Below are 17,988 nucleotides of genomic sequence, written 5' to 3' on the forward strand. Positions count from 1 at the left end.
CACCCAGCCGTACCCGGCCGATGGCGACGTCGCTACAGATTCTCATCACTCTTTCGGATCCGAAGATCAGACGAAGAATCCGCGAGAATCCGAAATCTCTCGTGAGAACCTCCACGCAGCGGCTGCTCAGTGCGTCTGGTCGATTCTGCTGTCGAGCCAGTTCAGGATTTGCTGGGCGGTGGTGGTGTAGCCGTTCTGGTGCACGCCCGAGGTAGCGAACCGGGCCGCGTCGCTACTCTGGCGGGCCAGATCCCCGAGCGCGGTGCTGGTGCCGGGTGTGGTGGTGGCGGTGAAGGTGTGGGCGAGCCCGGCCAGGTGAGCACCGGCGTCTCCGGTCAACGCCGAAGCCGCGGTGGCCGCGAGGTCCCCGGCGACAGGGATGACGCCGGACAACCCGAGCGCGGCACCGACGGGGTCGCCGGTGGCGAGTTCCTGGACTGCGCCCCAGGCGATTTCCTGAGCTTGGCCGATATCGGTCGCGATACGCCCGATATCGAGATTCGCCACGATACCCACGATCTGCGAGGCGATCCCGATCCACCCGGAGGTGTCCAGGGGCGCGGCGAGGGCGAGGGCTTGGGAGACCAGGTGCAGGTCGATCTGGGCGGCCATCTGCACCAGCGGCGCGAACTGATTGTTCAAGTCCCCTGAGACTTGGTGCAGGCCGGGCAGATTCCCGCTTGCGATCAACCCCGGCAGCTGGGCGAGGTCGTTCACGATCGCGGGCACATCAGCGGCGAACCCCGCCAGCCCACCCAGGACAGTGACCACCTGCTCCACAACCTCGGACGGGTCGAGCCCGCCGAGCGACCCCGGTGGGACCGGAGTCGAGTCCGGGCTCGCCTGCGAGCTGGCCGCCGGATCCGTTGTCGGGCTGAGGGTGAGCGCCGAGCTCGGCGCGGCGGTGGTGGTGTTGCTGGTGGGTGGGGCGGTGTTGCCGGTGAAGGCGTGGCCGACCGCGGCGAGGGCGGGGGAGGCTTGTGGGGAGGTGGCGCAGTAGATGTCACCGCTGGCGCAGACCGTTCGGACGCGGCCGGCGAGGGCGCCGAAGTCCTCGCCGCGGGGGCCGGCGATGCCCTCGCCCGGCGAGGGCTGCCCGAGTTGCGGGGTGCTCGGGTTGCGGTGCGGGTCGGAGAGCAACGCGACCGCCACCACCCGCGAGGCAGGCAGCGGGCCCTGATTGTGCCCGATCTTCGTAGCCACGTCCCCGGCGACGTCCGCGCCCTGGGAGTATCCGGCCAGCACGACCCGCGTCGACGTGCACAACCCGGCAAGGGTCGTCGAGAGTGCCTGCATGCCTTCAGCTTCCGAGGTGTTGTACGGGGTCGCCGAGGCGAGGTAGGTGAGGGTCCGTACGGAGATGTTCGCCCCGTACCGCTGACGCAGACCCAGGCCGATCGGGCCGAGCATCCCCGTGGACTGCCCCGGCGTCGTGGGCTGGGTCTCCCAGGTGCCCGGCACCAGCACTGCGGTCCACCGGGGACAATTCGTCCCGTTCGATGCGGGGTCGGCAGCGGCCGTGCCGGTGCCGGTGCCCAGCACGGCCACAGCGGCCACCACGGCCACGACGATGCCGATCATGGCACGGATGGCCCGGTGGGCGCGGGCGGCGCGGTGTGCGGGAGAAGGAGTGTGCGTCACGGTGGGGCCTCCAAAGGTGTCGGGAGTTCGGAGCAGGTGCGCTCGCGCCCGGGGTGAGGGCTGCGGGCAGGAGAAGATGGTGAGCGAGGGCGGCGCTGTGCCTGTCGCCGTTCGGAATTCCGTGGCGTGGCCGCGATACCGCGGGAAGGCCGGGGTGTGCGAAGTGGTGCTCCGGTCACTCATCGGCACCACCCCGCACAGTGGGAGCCACCCGCACAGAAGGGCGAGTCGCCCCGAAATAATCCGGCAGAGACCGGTACCCACTCACTTGGACGGGTTGATGCTCGTCGGGTGCGTGGACCATTTGTCCCGCGCCCAGGTAGAGACCAACGTGATGCACGTTCGTGGTGGTGCCGTAGAAGACCAGGTCGCCGGGCTGGAGTTGGTTCTCGGGGATACGGGCGCCGGTGTGGATTTGGTCGTAGGTGGTGCGGGGCAGGGTGATTCCGGCGGTGGCGTAGGCGGCTTTGGTCAGGCCGGAGCAGTCCCAGCCGCCGTTGACGGTGGGTCCGTTGCCGCCCCACACGTACGGTTGCCCGAGCTGGGAGCAGGCGAACGAGATCGCCTTCGCCGCAGCAGGATTCACTGTCTGGACGGTGCGGCAGTCGCCGTTGCCGGGGGCCGGTGTGCTGCGGTAGCGGGCGGCCTGGGCCAGGACCTGGGCGACGTAGTCTTCGGAGTTGTTGTAGGTGAAGATCGCCTTGTGCAGGTCTTGGGGTGCGCCGGAGTCGCACAGGTAGTAGGCGGCGGCGTGGATCGCGTCGCTGGGGTCGTACCGCGAGGGCGGGCTCGCCCCGCCGGCCGGGAGCCGGTGCCGGGTGGTGACGGCTGCGAAGGTCGGTTGCAGGAATTGCATGAGACCAGCAGCGCCCGCGAAGTTCTCACCGGTCTGGACGCCGGGCAGGGTGGAGCGGCCGTGGTCGGTTTCGATCTTCCCGATCCCGGCCAGCACCGACCAGTCCAGGCCGGGGCAGTCCCCGGCCGCGCGTTGATACAGCACCAGCAGGTTCGGGGGGATGTCGGCGCGGGCTTGCGGGCTCGGTGTGCTGCCCTCCCCCGGTGAGCTGCTGGTGCCGGGCACAGGTTGGTTGAGGACCAGGGCGGTGGTGACCACAGCGGCGATGACCACGCAGAGGAACACCACGATCGTCGAGCCTGCGCCGAGGGCTTTGATGAGCATCGCGCGATCGCCTACCGGTGCGGGAAGATCGGTGGGGGCGCGGGGAGCATGACCTGCCCGCTCAGAACAGCGGCGGGAGTGTGCCCGGTGTCGGTGGTGTCGGGTGGTGGGGTGCGGCGCGGCCAGATGGTGGCGAGGTCGTGCAGTGGGAGACGGCCGGCGGGGGTCGAGTCCAGGGGTAGCCAGATCCGGTCGGCTGGGCTCGGCCGGGCGGGCGGGGTGGTGGTCAGGAGGTCGGCGGCGGCGGTGGCGACGGGGACCGCGCCGGGGTCGGGCAGTGATCCAGCGGCGTCGCGTAGGGCGCGGCGGGCGGCGGTCTCTCGGGATGTGGTGGGTACCCAGAGCAGGATCGGGGTGATGACGCCGGTGGAGCGCGCCAGTTCCGCGTAGCCCAGGAGCTTGCCCGCGACGCGGGTCAGGCTGGTGGTGCCCAGGTCGTATTCGAGGAAGAAGTCCAGCCGGGTGTCGGTGTGGGTGTAGCGGGCGAAGCTGTCGGGGCGGGCGAGGTCTCCCCAGAGGCGGCGGCATCGTGTTTCGGACCACCACTGGCTCACCGTCGCGTCGTATGTCTCGGCGGTGGTGGTGAGGGTGGTGAACCAGTCGTTGATGCCGATGGTGTGGGCGAGGTGCAGGCTGTGGGCGATGTCGAGGGGACGGTGGTGCTGGTAGCCCAGCTCGCGGACGTGGACGCCGGTTTCGGCGGCGAGCACCGCGATGCCGGCGGGCGCGAGGACCCAGTGTGCGGGTGCGCTGCCTCGGGTGCGGATGGGCCGGAATCGGTCCACGACGCGGTAGCGGTGCAGCAACGCCAGGCGGTGGCGGGCGATGTCGGGGATGGAGAAGGCGAGCGCGGCGAGTTGGGTGGTGGTCAGGACACGGTGTTCGTGCAGCATGCGCAGGATCCAGCGGTCGCGGTCGGTCAGCCGTGCCACCAGCCGCGTGGTCGGGGTGCCCGGGGCGGGGCGCGGTGCGCGGGAATCGGTTTGCCGGGCGGGGCGGGCAATCATCATGGGAGTCAGGACCTTTCGTGCACACGGGGCAACGGGCCGGGCCTGCTCGCGGACGGGTGTCCGCGAGCGGGGGTGGCTTCACGTCGTGCGGGGGTCGCCGGTGCTGGGGGTGGTGTCGTCCTCGCCGTCGGCAGACGGTGAGGGGGTGTCAGCGGGGGTGCGGGCGGCGTTGGCGGTGTCGGCGATTTCCCGGGCGCGGCCGGGTATCGGTGGCGGTAGGGGTTGGGTGGTGAGGGTGAACGGGCGCGCTTGTTGGCCGTGCACGAGCAGCCGCGCGGCGGCGTGGAACGCGTCGAGGTGGGTCAGGTCGTGCTCGGACAACCACGGGCTGGTGTGGCGAGCCAGCTCGCGCGCGTCGTCCGGAGAGCACGCGAAGATGATTTTGTTGCGGGCGTTCGCGGAGATGCCGTCCCGCAGGTCTCTGGGTAGCTGGCCGAGGTTCTGATGCGCCAACAACAAGGACAGGTGCAGGCCGCGGGCTTCGGCGAGCATGTCCTCCACCGGCGTACTCAGGTTGAGGAAGTTGTGTGCCTCGTCCAGCACCAAACTGGCGTCCGCACGCTCGGCGGCGGGCTGGCGGGCCCGCGCGGTCGCCGCTTGCCAAGTGCGGGCGACGAGCAGGGAGCCGACCAGGCGGCTGGTCTCTTCCCCGAGCGAGCCTTTCGGGAGCCGGGCCAGGCAGATCCCGCCGTGATCGAGGACGTCGGCGAACTCGAGGGTGGAGGGTCCGGCCGCGATCGCGGCGCGCACGAACGGGCGCAGCAGGAACGCGCGCAGCTTGTTCAACAAGGGCCCGATGACCTGGGCGCGTGCGGCGTCGGAGAGTTGCTCGTACCCCTCCCAGAACCCGCGCAGGACGGGGTCGGGGGTGGTGCTGGTGACCCGGGCCCGGAAGCTAGGTTCGGTGAGCAGCCGAGGCAGGTCTGCGAGGGTGGGGGTGCCGGTGTAGGCGCACAGGGTCAGCAGGCTCGCGCGCATGACGTCGTCGGTGCGTGGCCCCCACCATTGGGCGAACACCCGGTGGAACACGGTGACGAGGTTGTCCACGGCCAGGTCCAGTCCGGCCCGGCCGATCCGACCGATGTCCAGGGGATTGACGCACGGCGGCAAGGCAGTGGAGTCGGCGTCGAACAGCACCACGCGGTCGGCGAAGCGGCGCGGCAGCCGGGACAGCACATCGGTGACCAGGTCGCCTTTCGGGTCGATGACGATCATCCCGCGTTCGGCCTCGGCGTCGGCCAGGATGCTGTTCGCCAGGAGGGTGGATTTCCCGACCCCGGTCGGGCCGAGGATGTGCAGGTGGTGACGGGCATCGGCAACCCGGACCGCGACCGGGCGGCGACTCGCGGTATCGGCCACACCGAGCGGCTTGGTGTGTGGGCCGGGTGTAGGTATCTCCGGCGCCGGAGCCAGCGCACGAGCCCCAGCGCGCTGCAAGCCGGGGAGCCCGTCCTCGGTCGGGAGGTGCGCGAGGGTGGCCAGTTCGGGCACCGAGAGCACATCCCCGCGCCCCAGTCGGCGCGTACCGAGGGCTCGGGCGAGCCGCCACTGGTGTCGCCGCCGGTAGAAGTTGTGATCCGCGCAGGCCCCGAACACCGTCGCCAGGGCATCCGCGCGGCCCCGCGCCACTGCCCGTGCCCCGCGCGCACCCCCCGGGCCGACCGCATCGGGCACCGGGATCGAGACCGCGTACCGGATGAGGGTTTCCCAGTGCGGGCCACGCGCTTTCACCGCGGCGGCCCGCGCGGCCGAGTTGTACTCCATCGCGGTCTGCCGGTCCGACGGGGTAGCGCTCGCGCGGGGCGAGCGAGCAACAGGGCCGGGGGCGAGCAGATCCAGAACCTCCCGGGCCAGCGCCACAACCAGGCCGCCTCGGGCGCTGTCGGTGCGGGTGGCACGCGCGACGCGGCGGCCGGTGACCGGGCGAGCCAGGATCTGCACACACGCGCCCTGCCCCGGCCCGAGATCATCAGCGGCGGTGATCAAATCGCGCACCAGGTCTCCGCTGTGCTCGGTGCGGATGGGGAGCGCTTCGCGGCGGCCCAGCCGCAACTCCCCACCGGTCAGCACGCGCCGCGTTCCGGTGGCCGGGGCGGGCAACGGTGGGGCGGGGGTGTCGTCGGTGTCGGTGTGTGCGCCGGGCCAGGCCGAGGCGATCGCCCGCTCCACCAGACCGGGCGGGATACTGCCGGGCACCCACATCCGGATCGCGGCCCCGTCTTCAGGGGTGATGGTGTACTCGAACCCCAGGTGCGGCTGCCCGAACAGGGCGCGCCGCCACGCGGGCCGCAGTTGCCCGATCAGGTGCGCCCACAACGCGGTCGCGGCTTTCGGATCGACCTCGGGCGGGGGCATGATCGTGATCGCGCGAGCCCGCGCCCTCAGCCGGCCCCGCCGCACTCCCGCCAGGACCCGCACCACCGCGAGCCCCCCGATCACCGCCAGCGCCGAAGGGATCGCCAGCGGCGAGATCAGCACGTGCCCGACGCCCCCGGCAAGGGCGTGCAGGGCCGCGCCGGGGGTGAGAAGGAACCGGGCCAGCCACCCGTGGGGTGAGGTCTGCGTGGTCATGCCGCCCGCCCGTGCTCGGTGAATGCTCCTGCGTCTGGTTCCGCGAACGGGTCTGATGTAGGCTCGGGTTTGCACTGAAAAGTATTGAGGTTCAACGCTTTTCCGGCGTCATCGCGTTTCTCCAGGACGATGACATCCTCGTGCGCGATCAAATGCATCGGCAGCCCGGCGCGGCGTTGTTTGATGATGAAGTCGCGCTGGAAGAACGAGCTTCTGGCGACGAGGTCCCCGTCGGTGAGCCGTCCGAGCAGGGCGACGCAGCGTTCGACGGGAGTGAGTCCGGCCAGGGTGCCGCAGGTGATCAAATGCGCGGGCAGGTTGATCAATTCGGCGTGCTGCCGCCACGGGCGCGCGGTGATCACCACATGCCCACCCGGGGCGAGGAATTCGGCCGCGCCGGACAGGATGCGAGTGAATCCGGACAGCAACCGGCCCAGGCCCACGTTGGCGAGGTTGCCGCGGTCCAGGACCGAGCCGTAGCGGTGGTCGGTCTTGTGGACGCCTTGTCCGGCGCGGACGCGGACGTGGCCGTGGGTGGAGTCGCCGTAGGGCGGGGAGGTGATCACCAGATCCACCCGGCCGCGTAGATGTTCGGGGAGCAGGGTGGGGAGTTTGCGGGCGTCGCCGGTGTAGACGGCGGCCTCGGCGGTGATCCCGGCCTCGCGAGCCAGCGCGAGGTTGGTGCGGGCCAGCTCGGCCCAGCGGGCCTCGTATTCGACGCCGACCGCGCGGCGGCCCAGATGCACCGATTCGACGAGGGTGGTGCCGATCCCGCACATCGGATCCAGCACGAGGTCCCCGGGGCGGGTGTATGCCTGCACCGCGTGCTGGACGATCGCGGGCAGCATCTTGGCCGGGTGCTTCACGCTGTCCGGGTGATACCGGCCGCGCACGCGCTGGGTGGCGGGGGCGGCTTGGGCGGTCGCCCACACCGACACCGGAGCGGGCCTGGTACCGGTGGCAGTGCTGTCGTTGCTGTGACTGGAGTCGTGGTCGTGGTCGCTCATCAAAGGTGTCCTTTGCACAGGGAGAGGGGCGAACGGGAAACAGGGATCGGCCCGACGGCGCGTGCCGGTCGCGGAATGCTCATCAGCACTGCGGGGCGGCCGGGTTGAGGAACACGAACACATCCGTGTGCGCCAGCGCGTGCGTGCCGTGCTCGGGTGCGGGGGTCTCGGGGTGGGCGATGGTGGTGCCGGTGATGGGTGTGGCGATGATGTGCTGGAGGTAGAGCAGATCGGCGGCTTGCGCGGCGGCCACGACCGCCCCGGCGGGATCGTCCAGGACACCGGATCGGCTGTGGCCGCAGCGAGCGAGCACGAGCAGCAGCCCGCCCTCGGCGAGGCGCTGCGTGGCCAGATCGATGACCCGGCCCGGCAGCGAAGGACGGTCCGGGTCGTCAGCCAAGAGACTCACCAGGACGAGTTCGGCGGTGGTGTGCGCGCCGTGCTGGGGGTCGGTGCCCGATTCGATGCGGGGGCGGCGACCCAGCTCCTCGACGGCGGCCAGGGCGGGGCCGGTGCCCGCCGGGATCGCCTGCAACGGGCCCCGCCGGGCGGTGGCGGGCCACCCGATCAGCAGAACCCGGTCGGCGGGCGCGGAGAACTCCCGCACCGCACGCGCGAGGATCGGGGCGGGCCAGCGATCGGCGGGATCGATCGGGGTCACTCCGGTGGCCCATACGGTCGAGGGCACGGCCACCACCCCGGTGGTGCGGGTGGCGTGGCCGCGGTGAGGGCGGGGGGAAGGAGACGACGAGTACGCAGTCATAGCAAGGGTGCTCCAGACGGGATGGGAGAGAACGGTTGTCTATGAGATAAAGGTCGAAAAAACAGCCATTCTTGGACAACGCCGATCCAGAAATTTCCCAGCAAATATCGCGAGGGTTGACATCGTCCTCCGAGCCTCGGTTACTCCGGCCTCTTCTGATGAATCGTTCGAGCATCAGGAACGCCTGGCGCAATGCGTCGGGAAAATTTTTCTGAAATTCTTTTTGGGATGGTTGCCGGTGGCGTTTCAGGTCACACCCAAACCACACCCGGACAACACCCAACTCACACCCATTCACACGTAACCACTGCTAGGTACTGTCTCATCGGGAAGATGAACCGCCCCGGTGGCGTGGTCGCCAAATAGTTGCTCTGCCGGGTTGGGTGTGTTTTCGGTGTTGTTTCGGTGTGGCGCGGGTGTTGTTTCGGTGTGCTGCGGGTGTGGTTTGGGTGTGCGTCGACGCTGTACTTGCCCGGTCGAATCTTTTTCCGTTGTCGATCGAGCAGGGAGTAAATGGTGACGAGTTCGGAATACCGGAATTCTGCACAGCGACGGCCCATTGTTTCGGGGTCGCCTTTGACGGTGGTGTGGTCGGCATTCGACCGGGTCGCCGAGGACCCCGTGCCCACCGATCCGCGACCGGTGCCAGCACCACTGGAGGTCCCGGCCGGGACGTGGGGGCAGGTGCGGGATCTGCTGCTGGATCCCTCGGCAGGTACCGAGACCGTCGACGAGATCTGGCGGTGGCTGATCGAGCGCGCCCGCTCGCACGGGGCCGACGCGATGCTGGTGTGCGCGGGCCTGGCCGCGCCGATGCTGGCCCGCATCGCGGACAAGTTCGCCGACCCGCACAGCACCCACCGGCACGACATCGAGTCCGAGGTCCTGACCACGCTGCTGACCCAGCTGCACCGGATCGACCTGGATCGCCCGCTGCTGTGGCGGCAGCTGCGGTGGGCAGCCCTGCACGCCGGATGGTGCTGGGCCCAGGAACACAAGGTGCTCATACCGGTCGACGACCCCCAGGAGTGGGGCGAGCTCGGCGGGTTGGTGACACCGGAAGGGCACCCGGAGTTGGTGCTGGCCGCCGCGGTCGCCGAGGGAGTGATCACCGCCGAGGCCGCGGAGCTGATCGCGCTGACCCGGTGGGAGCAGCGCCCGATGAACGAGGTCGCCGAAAACCTGCGCGGCACGTACTCGCACTGGAAAGTCCGCAAACAACGCCAGCGCGCCGAAATCGCCCTCATCCCCTGGCTGACCGCACGGATCGCAGACCCGCATCCCGGCCCGGCCGGCGTAGTGAACGCCTCCTGGTCCGGGCGACTACCGGAGTCCACGACCCCGCCGACATCCGGCACCAGCCGCCCCGCCCAGACAGCTTCGGCAGCCGAACACCAGGAGGCACGGCGATGCGCATAACCCGACTCCCCGAAACCCTCACTACCCTCGCTGGCCGGGAACGGCTCGGCAGAATCCGGCGTCGGACGTTCTTGATCCTGGCGACACTCGCGACGCTGACGCTGATGCTTGCGTCGGCGGGTCCGGCGGCGGCGCACACGGTGTCGGTGCTGGCGATCGTGACCTCGCTGGATCAGGTGATCGACAACGCCCGCACCTGGCTGATCGGCATCCTGGCCGGGGTGGCGACGGTCTGCCTGACCGTCGCGGGTGTGCGGTACGTGATCGCCTCGGGTGATCCGGCCGAGATCGAGAAAGCCAAAGCCGCCCTGCGCGCAGCCTGTCTGGGTTATGTGCTGGCGATGCTGGCCCCGGTCGTGGTCTCGGTCCTCAAATCCATCGTGGGAGCCTGACCATGGCAACCCCGACACGTCCCCGAACCACGCGAGCTGCCCGCCGGTCGCAACGGGTGCGGGCCGCGGTGGCGGTGATCGTGCTCGCAGCGACGCTGATCGCCGCCGTCGGCACCACGACTGCGGTGGCGCAACCACCGACCACGCCGCCGCCGACCACGCCCTCGGCCCCCTCGACGCCCGCGCCGCACTGGCACGTCGAACCCCCGACGCCGACACCTGTGTCCCCCACCTCACCGGACCCGCAGCCTCCGACCGACCCGGGCATCCAGACTCCGGACAGCACCTCCGGCGGGCAGGCGGATTGCGGGGTCAGCAACATCTCCGGATGTGTCGGAGAGGCGATCGACGGGTTCTTCCAGCATCTGGTCACCTTGGCCCTGAACCCGATGCTCAAGCTGATCTCCCACACCCTGCTCACCACACCAGACCTGACCGGCCTGCCACACGTGCGCGAATTGTGGACGTCCTCATGGCAGCTGGTGCTGGCCTTGTACGGGCTGGTCGTGATGGCCGCCGGGGTCCTGGTGATGGCGCACCAGACCGTGCAGACCCGGTGGGCGCTGCGGGAGCTGGCTCCCCGGGTCGTGCTCGGATTCCTCGCCGGAGCCTTCAGCATGCTCCTGGCGACCGGCGCGATCCGGGTCGCCAACGCGCTGGCCCGAGCACTGTCGAGTAACGGTGTGGACGCCGATTCGGCCGGTGCCGCATTGGCGCAACTCGCCACGCAAGGCACCCAGGGCGGGACCTTCGCGATCCTGCTGGAACTCGCCCTCGTGGTGATGATCGTGCTGCTGATCCTCTCGTACGTAGTGCGCGTTGCGGTCACCGTGATCCTGGTGGTCGCCGCGCCGCTGGCGTTGATGTGCCACGCCCTGCCGGGGATCGAGGCGATCGCGGCGTGGTGGTGGCGTTCGTTCGCCGCGTGCCTTGCGGTCCAGGTGGTGCAGTCCCTGGTGCTGGTCACCTGCCTGCGGGTGTTCCTGGCTCCGGGCGGGTGGGGATTCTTCGGCCCGAACGCTGACGGGCTGGTCGATGTCATGGTGGCCCTGGCGTTGATGGGGGTGCTGGTCAAAACCCCGTTCTGGCTGCTGTCGGCGATGAAGATCGGGCACGGTCGCACCTTCGCGGGCTCGATCGTGCGCAGCTACCTCACCTACAAAACCCTCGGCCTGCTCAAAGGAGCCACCACACCCGCACGCACCGCCACCCGCACGAAACCCGCCCCGGCGCGTCGCGCACCCAAGCCCGCCGACCCGTACGCGAGGGTGCGCGCCACCCGGGACGGGCAGCTGATGCTTCCGCTGGAAGGCGTGCACCGGGTCAAACGCAAACCCAATCCTGCTGCCGCGCAACCCGCCTCGGCACCCAAGCCGACGACGGCTCGTGCCCCCCGGGGCAAACAGCTTGCGTTCGACTTCACTCCACCGGACCCGTACCGGGGGATCCGGCCCGGCCGGGGCGGGCAGTACCCGCTCCCGATCCCGGTGACGAGGGTGCCGCGCGCCCCGGTACCGCGCGCCCCGGTACCGCCCGAACCAGCACCCCCGCCCGCGAAACGGGCAGCCACACGCGCTGCTCGCAGCAAGCAGCTCACGTTCGATTTCAACCCACCCACGCCGCGTGATCCCTACGACCGGGTCCGCCCACTGCGCAGCGGGCAGTACCCGCTGCCCATCCCGGTGAACAGGGTACGGCCCGCCCCCGCCCCGGCATCACCCGTTCCACCACAACCCCCAGCGGCGGGGGCGAAGAAGTCCTCGGGGCGGCAACTGCATCTGCCGCTGCCGGACCTGCCCGTCCGCCGCCGCGCACCCCGCACTCCTGGAAGGAGGCAGCCATGAATGCCGTGCGTATTCCCGCTGATGTCGAACGGCGTGATCGTTTGATCGGCCCGTTCACCGCGCGTCAGCTCGCTATCCTCGCCGTCACCGCCGTGCTGCTGTACCTCACCTGGATCAGCACACGCACGATGCTCGCGCCGCTGGTGTTCCTGGCCGGTGCCGCCCCGATCGGCGTGATCGTCACGGTCGTCATCTCCACCACTCGCGACGGCTTGCCCGTCGACCGGCTCCTGCTCGCCGCGATCGGTCACCGCGTTCGGCCCCGCCACTTCGTGCGCAACCCCGGCCGCGTCGCGGGGGTGCCGCGCTGGGTCACCGACCGCACCGTGCCGGGACCTCGCCCGCCGGTCCCGGCCGCGTTGTCGGCGCAGACCCTGCGGTTGCCACAGGCGGTGACCAGCAGCACCGGCGGGGTCGGTGTGGTGGACCTCGGCGCCGACGGGCTCGCGGTCATTGCCGCGGCGAGCAGCGTGAACCTCGCGCTGCGTACCCCGGCCGAGCAGGACAGCCTGGTCGCGCAGTTGGGTGGCTGGCTGCACACGCTGCGCCAGCCGGTGCAGATCCTGATCCGCTCCGCACGCCTGGACATGACCGCACACCTGGTCGGCCTGGACGCCGCCACCGACGACATGTCCCCGGAGCTGGCCACCGCCGCACGCGATCACGCCGATCACCTCGCCGACCTGGCCGCCACCGAAGACTTGATCCAGCACCAGGTCCTGCTGGTCTGGCGCGAACGCATCCAACCCCCGACCGCCCCCGCTGCGTCGACGGCGCTGTCGTGGCTGTTCCCGGGCCATCGACGCGCACGCGGACGAGCCTCAGCCGCGGCGCATCGGGCTGCGGAGTCCCGGCTTGTGCGTCGCCTCGGGGAAGCCACCGAGCTGCTGGCCCCGCTCGGGGTGAGCGTGACCGCCCTGGACCAGGACCAGGCCACCGCCGTGCTGGACAGCTGCTGCAACCCCGGCAGCCTCGTCGCGGGCTCGGCCGAAACCGCCGGCCCCGGCGAAATCATCACCACCGGCCACAGCGAGTACACGGGCGCGGTCGACCTCGACATCGTCGAGGACGGCGAATCGGGGGGAGAGGCATCGGGTTTCGGGCCGGAGTCGCTGGCGATCCGGACCCGGCACCTGGAAGTCGGGTCGGATTGGGTCGCCACGCTCGCGGTGACCGGGTTCCCCCGCGAAGTCACCTCCGGGTGGCTCACCCCACTGCTGTCGCACCCCGGACGGCTCGATATCTCCGTGCACGTGGACCCGATCGACCCGGTCACCGCCGCCGGGCGGCTACGCCGCCAACTCGCCCGCCTGGAATCCTCCCGCCTGCACGACACCAACCGGGGCCGGTTCGCCGACCCCCAGGTGGATGTCGCGGTCGAAGACGCCGCCGACCTGTCCGCGCGGGTGGCCCGCGCGGAGGCCCGCCTGTTCCGTGTCGGGGTGTATCTGACGGTGCACGCGGAGTCGGAAGCCGAGCTGGCCGACGAGGTCGCCGCGGTGCGCGCGCTGGCCGCCAGCCTGCTGGTGGACACCAGTCCGATGAGTTTCCGTGCCGCGCAAGCCTGGGTCACCACCCTGCCGGTCGGCCTGGATTTGATCGGGATCCACCGCACCTTCGACACCACCGCGCTGGCCGCGGCGTTCCCGTTCGACTCCCCACAACTCCCGGCATCCGATCCGATCGCTGCCACCCAGCCGCGCGGGGTGCTCTACGGTCGGGACGCCGCATCGGGGTTGGTGTTCGTGGACCGCTTCGCCCCCGAGGCGCACAACCACAACATGGTCGTGCTCGGCCGCAGTGGCGCGGGCAAGTCGTATCTGGTCAAAACCGAGATCCTGCGCTCGCTCTACCGCGGCATCGAACAAATCATCATCGACCCCGAAGACGAGTACCGCCGCCTGGCCGACGCGGTCGGCGGCGCGCACCTGCGCCTCGGTGCGCCCGGGGTACGGCTCAACCCGTTCGACCTGGAAATCCGTACCCGCCACGACGGCCGCCGCACCGCCCCCACGGATGCGCTTACTCGCCGGAAGCTGTTCCTGCACACCCTCATCCAGGTCCTGCTCGGTGAACAGACCCCAACCCAGCGAGCAATCCTGGATACCGCCCTCACCGCGGCCTACGCCGCGGCCGGCATCACCGACGAGCCCGCCACCTGGACTCGGCCCGCACCCACTTTGAGCACGCTGCGCGAGCAGCTGGCCGCGCTCGACACCCCAGCTGCGCACGAGCTGGCTGCCGGGCTGCACCCGTATGTCGGCGGGGGTGCGTATGCCGGGCTGCTGGACGGTCCGACCACGACCGAACCCGGCGGCGGGCTGGTGGTGTTCTCGCTGCGGGATTTGCCCGAAGAGCTCAAGACGATCGGGATGCTGCTGGTCCTGGATGCGACGTGGCGGCGGGTGTCCGACCCGGCCACCCGGCGGCCCCGGATGGTCACCGTGGACGAGGCGTGGCTGATCATGCGCCAACCCGCCGGGGCGGAGTTCCTGTTCAAGGCGGCCAAGAGTTTTCGTAAACACTGGGCCGGACTCACCGTCGCCACCCAGGACAGCGCGGATGTGCTGTCCACCGAACTGGGACGCGCGATCGTGTCCAATGCCGCCACTCAAATTCTGCTGCGCCAAGCTCCCCAAGCGATCGACGAGGTCGGGGCCGCGTTCAAGCTTTCCGATGGCGAGAAGCAATTCCTGCTGTCGGCCGCGCGGGGAAGCGGCCTCCTGGCTATCAGTGGCACCGATCGTGCCGTATTCGGATCCCTGGCCTCACCGGCCGAACATGCCCTGATCACGACAAGCCCGGAATACGACCTTCTGCACGAGCCCGGCGACATCGACGACGAGAACGACACCGATATCGATATCGAGCAGGAGATGGAATCGGTGAGTGAGAGGTGGTCCGATGCTGAATTTGTTCCAACCCAGGAGATGAACAGTGATATTCGATAAATATCAAGAGTCGACTGCTGCGCTACCTTTACCTCGCTTCAAAGATGGTGGTGAATCGGACTCCCCGGCAGTTCATTTCGCGGTATCGACGATGGATGATTGCGGTAAGGTCGGGGACCGCTCTGCGCTCCGCCATCTCGGCTGGCGTTGCGGGCAGGCTGTCGGTTTCTCCATCGTCGACGGCACAATCTCTATCTCGGCGCGTCAATGCAGTCGATACGTATTGGAACAGCGGGATTATCTACGAATTCCTGCGGATGTCAGGACTTGTGCGCGGATCGACCGTGATGATCGTCTGCTCTTGGTAGCTGTCCGTGAGTTCAGCGCTCTGTTGATATTTCCACCGGTCCAGGCAGTCGCCGCCCTGAAGGCGATTTCCCCGGTTGTTTGGCGGCAGCGATGACCACAGGCGAGATCGAGGCAGCGCGGCTACTGCTGAGCCGGCTTGGGTTGCGAGCGGAAGATCTTCTCAGCGGCGCGGGAGATCAGAACCGTCCAACACCAACATTCGCGGACTACATTGGACGCCTACAAACCGCCTGCCCTTCAGGAACGTTACGAACATACGCCCCCTACTGGCGACGTATCACAGATTCCTGGGGTGACCGTCCTGTCACCGAACCCTCTGCCCTCGAGATCCGCGAAATGATCGAACAGTGCAAACGGGATGCAATCGTCCGGCGGAACTCGCGAGGCGGTCGTTCGGCAGCAGAGCATATGGTGGGCGCGCTTCGCGCGCTGTATCATCAAGCGCAAGCTGATGGTTACCTCAATGCCGTCAATAATCCTGCCAACCATATCGTGAAGCCGCGCAGGTTGCCCAGCAACCGTCACGCTCTTTCTAACAGCCGTCTGGCCGAAATCACTCGGGTCGTTACTACAACTGGAAACGATCCTGATCTCGATACCCTGATTCTCCGTCTGCATATCGAAACGGCCTGCCGCCGTGGTGGTGCGCTTTCGCTACGTCCATGCGACCTCGACCGCGAACAGTGTCTGGTAAAACTCCGAGAAAAAGGTGACACCGTTCGTTGGCAGCCGGTGTCACCCTCGTTGATGCAAGCGCTTCTTCGTCACTGCGAGCGCGGTTCTGCACGCGATCAGCAACTGCTGCGATACCGCAACGGACGACCCATAACCAGCCGTCGCTACGACTACATCTGGAACAGGGTCGGCAAACACCTGCCGTGGGCGGCAACTCAACAGATCACCGCCCATTGGCTTCGACACACCACTCTCACGTGGGTCGAACGTAATCGTGGGTACGCGGTTGCCCGAGCTTTCGCTGGTCATAACGATGGCGGCGCAGGCAATGCCGGTGCCACACTTACCTATGTCAGGGCGTCGCTCCACGAGGTCGCCGAAGCACTCACCGCGATGACCGGCGAGCCGCATCCTCTTGTTACTGAACGCAACTCGGGGATCGGATCTGTGGCCGCGTGATCATCGCCGCTTCAGGCCTCCGCCACCAGAGGATGCGGCTCGCCGGTCAGGATGGCCAGTGCTGCGGCAACTTCGTGAATATTGGCTTTGACGTACGTGGCGGTCGTGCCGCCGGTCTTGCCTGAGTGCCCGGCGTATTCGCGGGCTACGGCGTAGCTGAAGGTGCGCTCGACCCAAGTCAAGGTTGTGTGGCGGAGCCAATGCGTGGTGACGCCCTGAGTGGCCACCCAGGGGAGTTCTTGGCCGATGCGGTGCCAGAGGTGGTCGTAGCGCCGTCTGGTGATGGGTTTGCCGTTGCGGTAGCGCAGGAGTTGTTCGGATTGTGGGCTGTGGCGTTCGTGGCCATGAGCGACGAGGTGGCTCATCAGGGTGGGGGAGACCGGCTGCCAGCGGTCGGTTCCATCTTTCTCTCGGAGGTAGATCAGGCACTGGGTGGTATCGAGATCGTGCGGACGTAGTGAGAGGGCTCCGCTTCGGCGGCAGGCTGTTTCGAGGTGCAGGCGCAGGAGCAGGGCGTCCAGGTCGGGGTCGTCACCGGTAGTCGCGGCGACGTGGCAGATCTGGGTGAGTTGGTCCGAGGGGATGGCGTAGCGGTGCGATTTGCGGCGTGCGGGAAAGGTGAGTTTGCGGGCGGGGTTGTCGCTGGGGCGAATCCAGCCTCTGTCTTCGGCGTGCCGGTAGACGCAGCGGACGGCGGAAATGAAGTGTTCGACGGCGCTGGTGCCTCCGCGGGATGCGCGGTTGGTGCGGGCGTTCGAGCGGATGGTGTGTGCCATTGCATCGAGTTCGGCTTTGGTGACATCGTCCAATCTCCGGTCACCCCACTGCTGTTCGAGATGGTTGAGGTGGGTGCCGTACGTGCGTCGGGTACCGGCTTCCAGAGTCGCGCGCACCACCGGGACGATTTCGCCGAAGGTGGGTACGGCCGAGACTGGGCTGACGAGATCGGCGGGTGATAGGCCCATCTGGCTGAGTAGCAGGCGCGCGGCGGCGACTGTGTCGCTGGTAGTGGCGGCGGAATGTGGAGTGGGCATGGGTTCACCGATCCAGGAGTGTCAGGCGCGCGGCCAGGAGCTTGCCGAGCGCGGCCGGTGGATGGACCAGAAGCTGTCCGCGACTGCGGCGTCCGGTCAGCAGAACGCGGTGGCCGATGAGAAGACCGACTCGGCGTCGCTGGCGGAAAGGGACACGAAAGTAGCCATCGGGGGTGACACACACCGGGCCATCCGGGGACGGACCGACGAGTAGGACGTCATCCAGGGCCTGGATCTGCAGCTGCGTCCCGGGTGTCCAATCGAGCGCCGCCATCACATACCGGTCGAGGACTCTGCCGGCCTCTCCGAGCGTCGAAACGCCGTACAGGATGTCGTCATCGGGTACGGGGATGGGTTCCGGCGGACCGGGCAGTGAACCCCGGATCAGCTGTTCCAGTGGTGCCTGCGGGGGAATGAGCGGGGGAATCACGGGCGGCCCCGTTCCCGTCCGGTGTCCGGTCCGCTGGGGCCGTCGGTCGCCGATCTTGGCGGATCTGTCAGAAGTTGTCGCAGGTGGGTGCGCATTTCCCAGGTCACCTCCGTGTGTTCGAGTGCGCTCGAACACACGGCACGCAAACCCGGCGAATCTGCCGGGAATCTGTGCGCGAGAGGGGACTTGAACCCCTACGTCCGTCAGGACACTGGAACCTAAATCCAGCGCGTCTGCCATTTTCGCCACTCGCGCGTGCTGGTACGACCGTCCAAACTCTACCGGGCGGGGCGGCTGGAGCGA

At 68.7% G+C, this 17,988-nt stretch carries 14 protein-coding genes and 1 tRNA gene; 7 read left to right on the forward strand and 8 right to left on the reverse strand.

The features are described from left to right. Window positions 1–126: 126 nt before the first annotated feature. From AC5WS7_RS33070 to AC5WS7_RS33095, 6 genes are all read right to left on the reverse strand, one after another. Window positions 127–1,641, reverse strand: a complete 1,515-nt coding sequence (locus AC5WS7_RS33070; protein WP_495958543.1) for a cutinase family protein — start codon at window positions 1,639–1,641, stop codon at window positions 127–129. 175 nt (window positions 1,642–1,816) lie between these two features. Next, window positions 1,817–2,821 (reverse strand): C40 family peptidase, encoded by a 1,005-nt coding sequence (locus AC5WS7_RS33075; RefSeq protein ID WP_495958544.1) that lies wholly within the window; start codon window positions 2,819–2,821, stop codon window positions 1,817–1,819. Between the two features lie 11 nt (window positions 2,822–2,832). Then, entirely contained in the window at window positions 2,833–3,831 is a 999-nt protein-coding gene (locus AC5WS7_RS33080; RefSeq protein WP_495958545.1) for a replication-relaxation family protein, read from the reverse strand. 78 nt (window positions 3,832–3,909) lie between these two features. Beyond that, window positions 3,910–6,402 (reverse strand): type IV secretory system conjugative DNA transfer family protein, encoded by a 2,493-nt coding sequence (locus AC5WS7_RS33085; RefSeq protein WP_495958546.1) that lies wholly within the window; start codon window positions 6,400–6,402, stop codon window positions 3,910–3,912. After that, window positions 6,399–7,409 (reverse strand): TRM11 family SAM-dependent methyltransferase, encoded by a 1,011-nt coding sequence (locus AC5WS7_RS33090; RefSeq protein WP_495958547.1) that lies wholly within the window; start codon window positions 7,407–7,409, stop codon window positions 6,399–6,401. Before AC5WS7_RS33090 ends, AC5WS7_RS33085 begins: the two co-directional genes overlap by 4 nt. An 82-nt stretch (window positions 7,410–7,491) precedes the next feature. Then, entirely contained in the window at window positions 7,492–8,097 is a 606-nt protein-coding gene (locus tag AC5WS7_RS33095; RefSeq protein WP_495958548.1) for a hypothetical protein, read from the reverse strand. Between the two features lie 657 nt (window positions 8,098–8,754). Between AC5WS7_RS33095 and AC5WS7_RS33100 the strand changes: the two genes are divergently transcribed. From AC5WS7_RS33100 to AC5WS7_RS33125, 6 genes are read left to right on the forward strand one after another with little or no spacing between them, the layout of a single operon-like run. Continuing rightward, window positions 8,755–9,591 (forward strand): hypothetical protein, encoded by an 837-nt coding sequence (locus AC5WS7_RS33100; protein ID WP_495958549.1) that lies wholly within the window; start codon window positions 8,755–8,757, stop codon window positions 9,589–9,591. After that, window positions 9,582–9,983: a pilin gene (locus AC5WS7_RS33105; RefSeq protein WP_495958550.1), complete on the forward strand. Its 402-nt coding sequence runs from the start codon at window positions 9,582–9,584 to the stop codon at window positions 9,981–9,983. The genes AC5WS7_RS33100 and AC5WS7_RS33105 overlap by 10 nt, the downstream gene beginning before the upstream one ends. 2 nt (window positions 9,984–9,985) lie before the next feature. Next, window positions 9,986–11,827 carry a TrbL/VirB6 family protein gene (locus AC5WS7_RS33110; protein ID WP_495958551.1) on the forward strand — a complete coding sequence of 614 codons (1,842 nt, stop codon included), beginning with the start codon at window positions 9,986–9,988 and terminating at the stop codon, window positions 11,825–11,827. After that, window positions 11,824–14,778 carry a TraG/VirB4 family ATPase gene (locus tag AC5WS7_RS33115; RefSeq protein WP_495958552.1) on the forward strand — a complete coding sequence of 985 codons (2,955 nt, stop codon included), beginning with the start codon at window positions 11,824–11,826 and terminating at the stop codon, window positions 14,776–14,778. Before AC5WS7_RS33110 ends, AC5WS7_RS33115 begins: the two co-directional genes overlap by 4 nt. Next, entirely contained in the window at window positions 14,765–15,181 is a 417-nt protein-coding gene (locus tag AC5WS7_RS33120; RefSeq protein WP_495958553.1) for a hypothetical protein, read from the forward strand. The genes AC5WS7_RS33115 and AC5WS7_RS33120 overlap by 14 nt, the downstream gene beginning before the upstream one ends. Next, the gene (locus AC5WS7_RS33125) at window positions 15,178–16,221 is read left to right on the forward strand and encodes a tyrosine-type recombinase/integrase (protein WP_495958554.1); all 1,044 of its coding nucleotides are present in this window, start codon (window positions 15,178–15,180) and stop codon (window positions 16,219–16,221) included. The genes AC5WS7_RS33120 and AC5WS7_RS33125 overlap by 4 nt, the downstream gene beginning before the upstream one ends. An 11-nt stretch (window positions 16,222–16,232) precedes the next feature. On the opposite strand, the gene AC5WS7_RS33130 is transcribed toward AC5WS7_RS33125, so the two are convergent. Further along, on the reverse strand, window positions 16,233–17,255 hold the full coding sequence (locus AC5WS7_RS33130; protein ID WP_495958555.1) for a tyrosine-type recombinase/integrase: 1,023 nt from the start codon (window positions 17,253–17,255) through the stop codon (window positions 16,233–16,235). On the opposite strand from AC5WS7_RS33130, the gene AC5WS7_RS33135 reads away from it, so the two are divergent. Beyond that, window positions 17,254–17,469: a hypothetical protein gene (locus AC5WS7_RS33135; protein WP_495958556.1), complete on the forward strand. Its 216-nt coding sequence runs from the start codon at window positions 17,254–17,256 to the stop codon at window positions 17,467–17,469. The genes AC5WS7_RS33130 and AC5WS7_RS33135 overlap by 2 nt on opposite strands. 387 nt (window positions 17,470–17,856) lie before the next feature. On the opposite strand, the gene AC5WS7_RS33140 is transcribed toward AC5WS7_RS33135, so the two are convergent. Further along, a tRNA-Leu gene (locus AC5WS7_RS33140) sits at window positions 17,857–17,940 on the reverse strand. Window positions 17,941–17,988: the final 48 nt, after the last annotated feature.

This window comes from Nocardia sp. PLKS1-43, assembly GCF_059510335.1.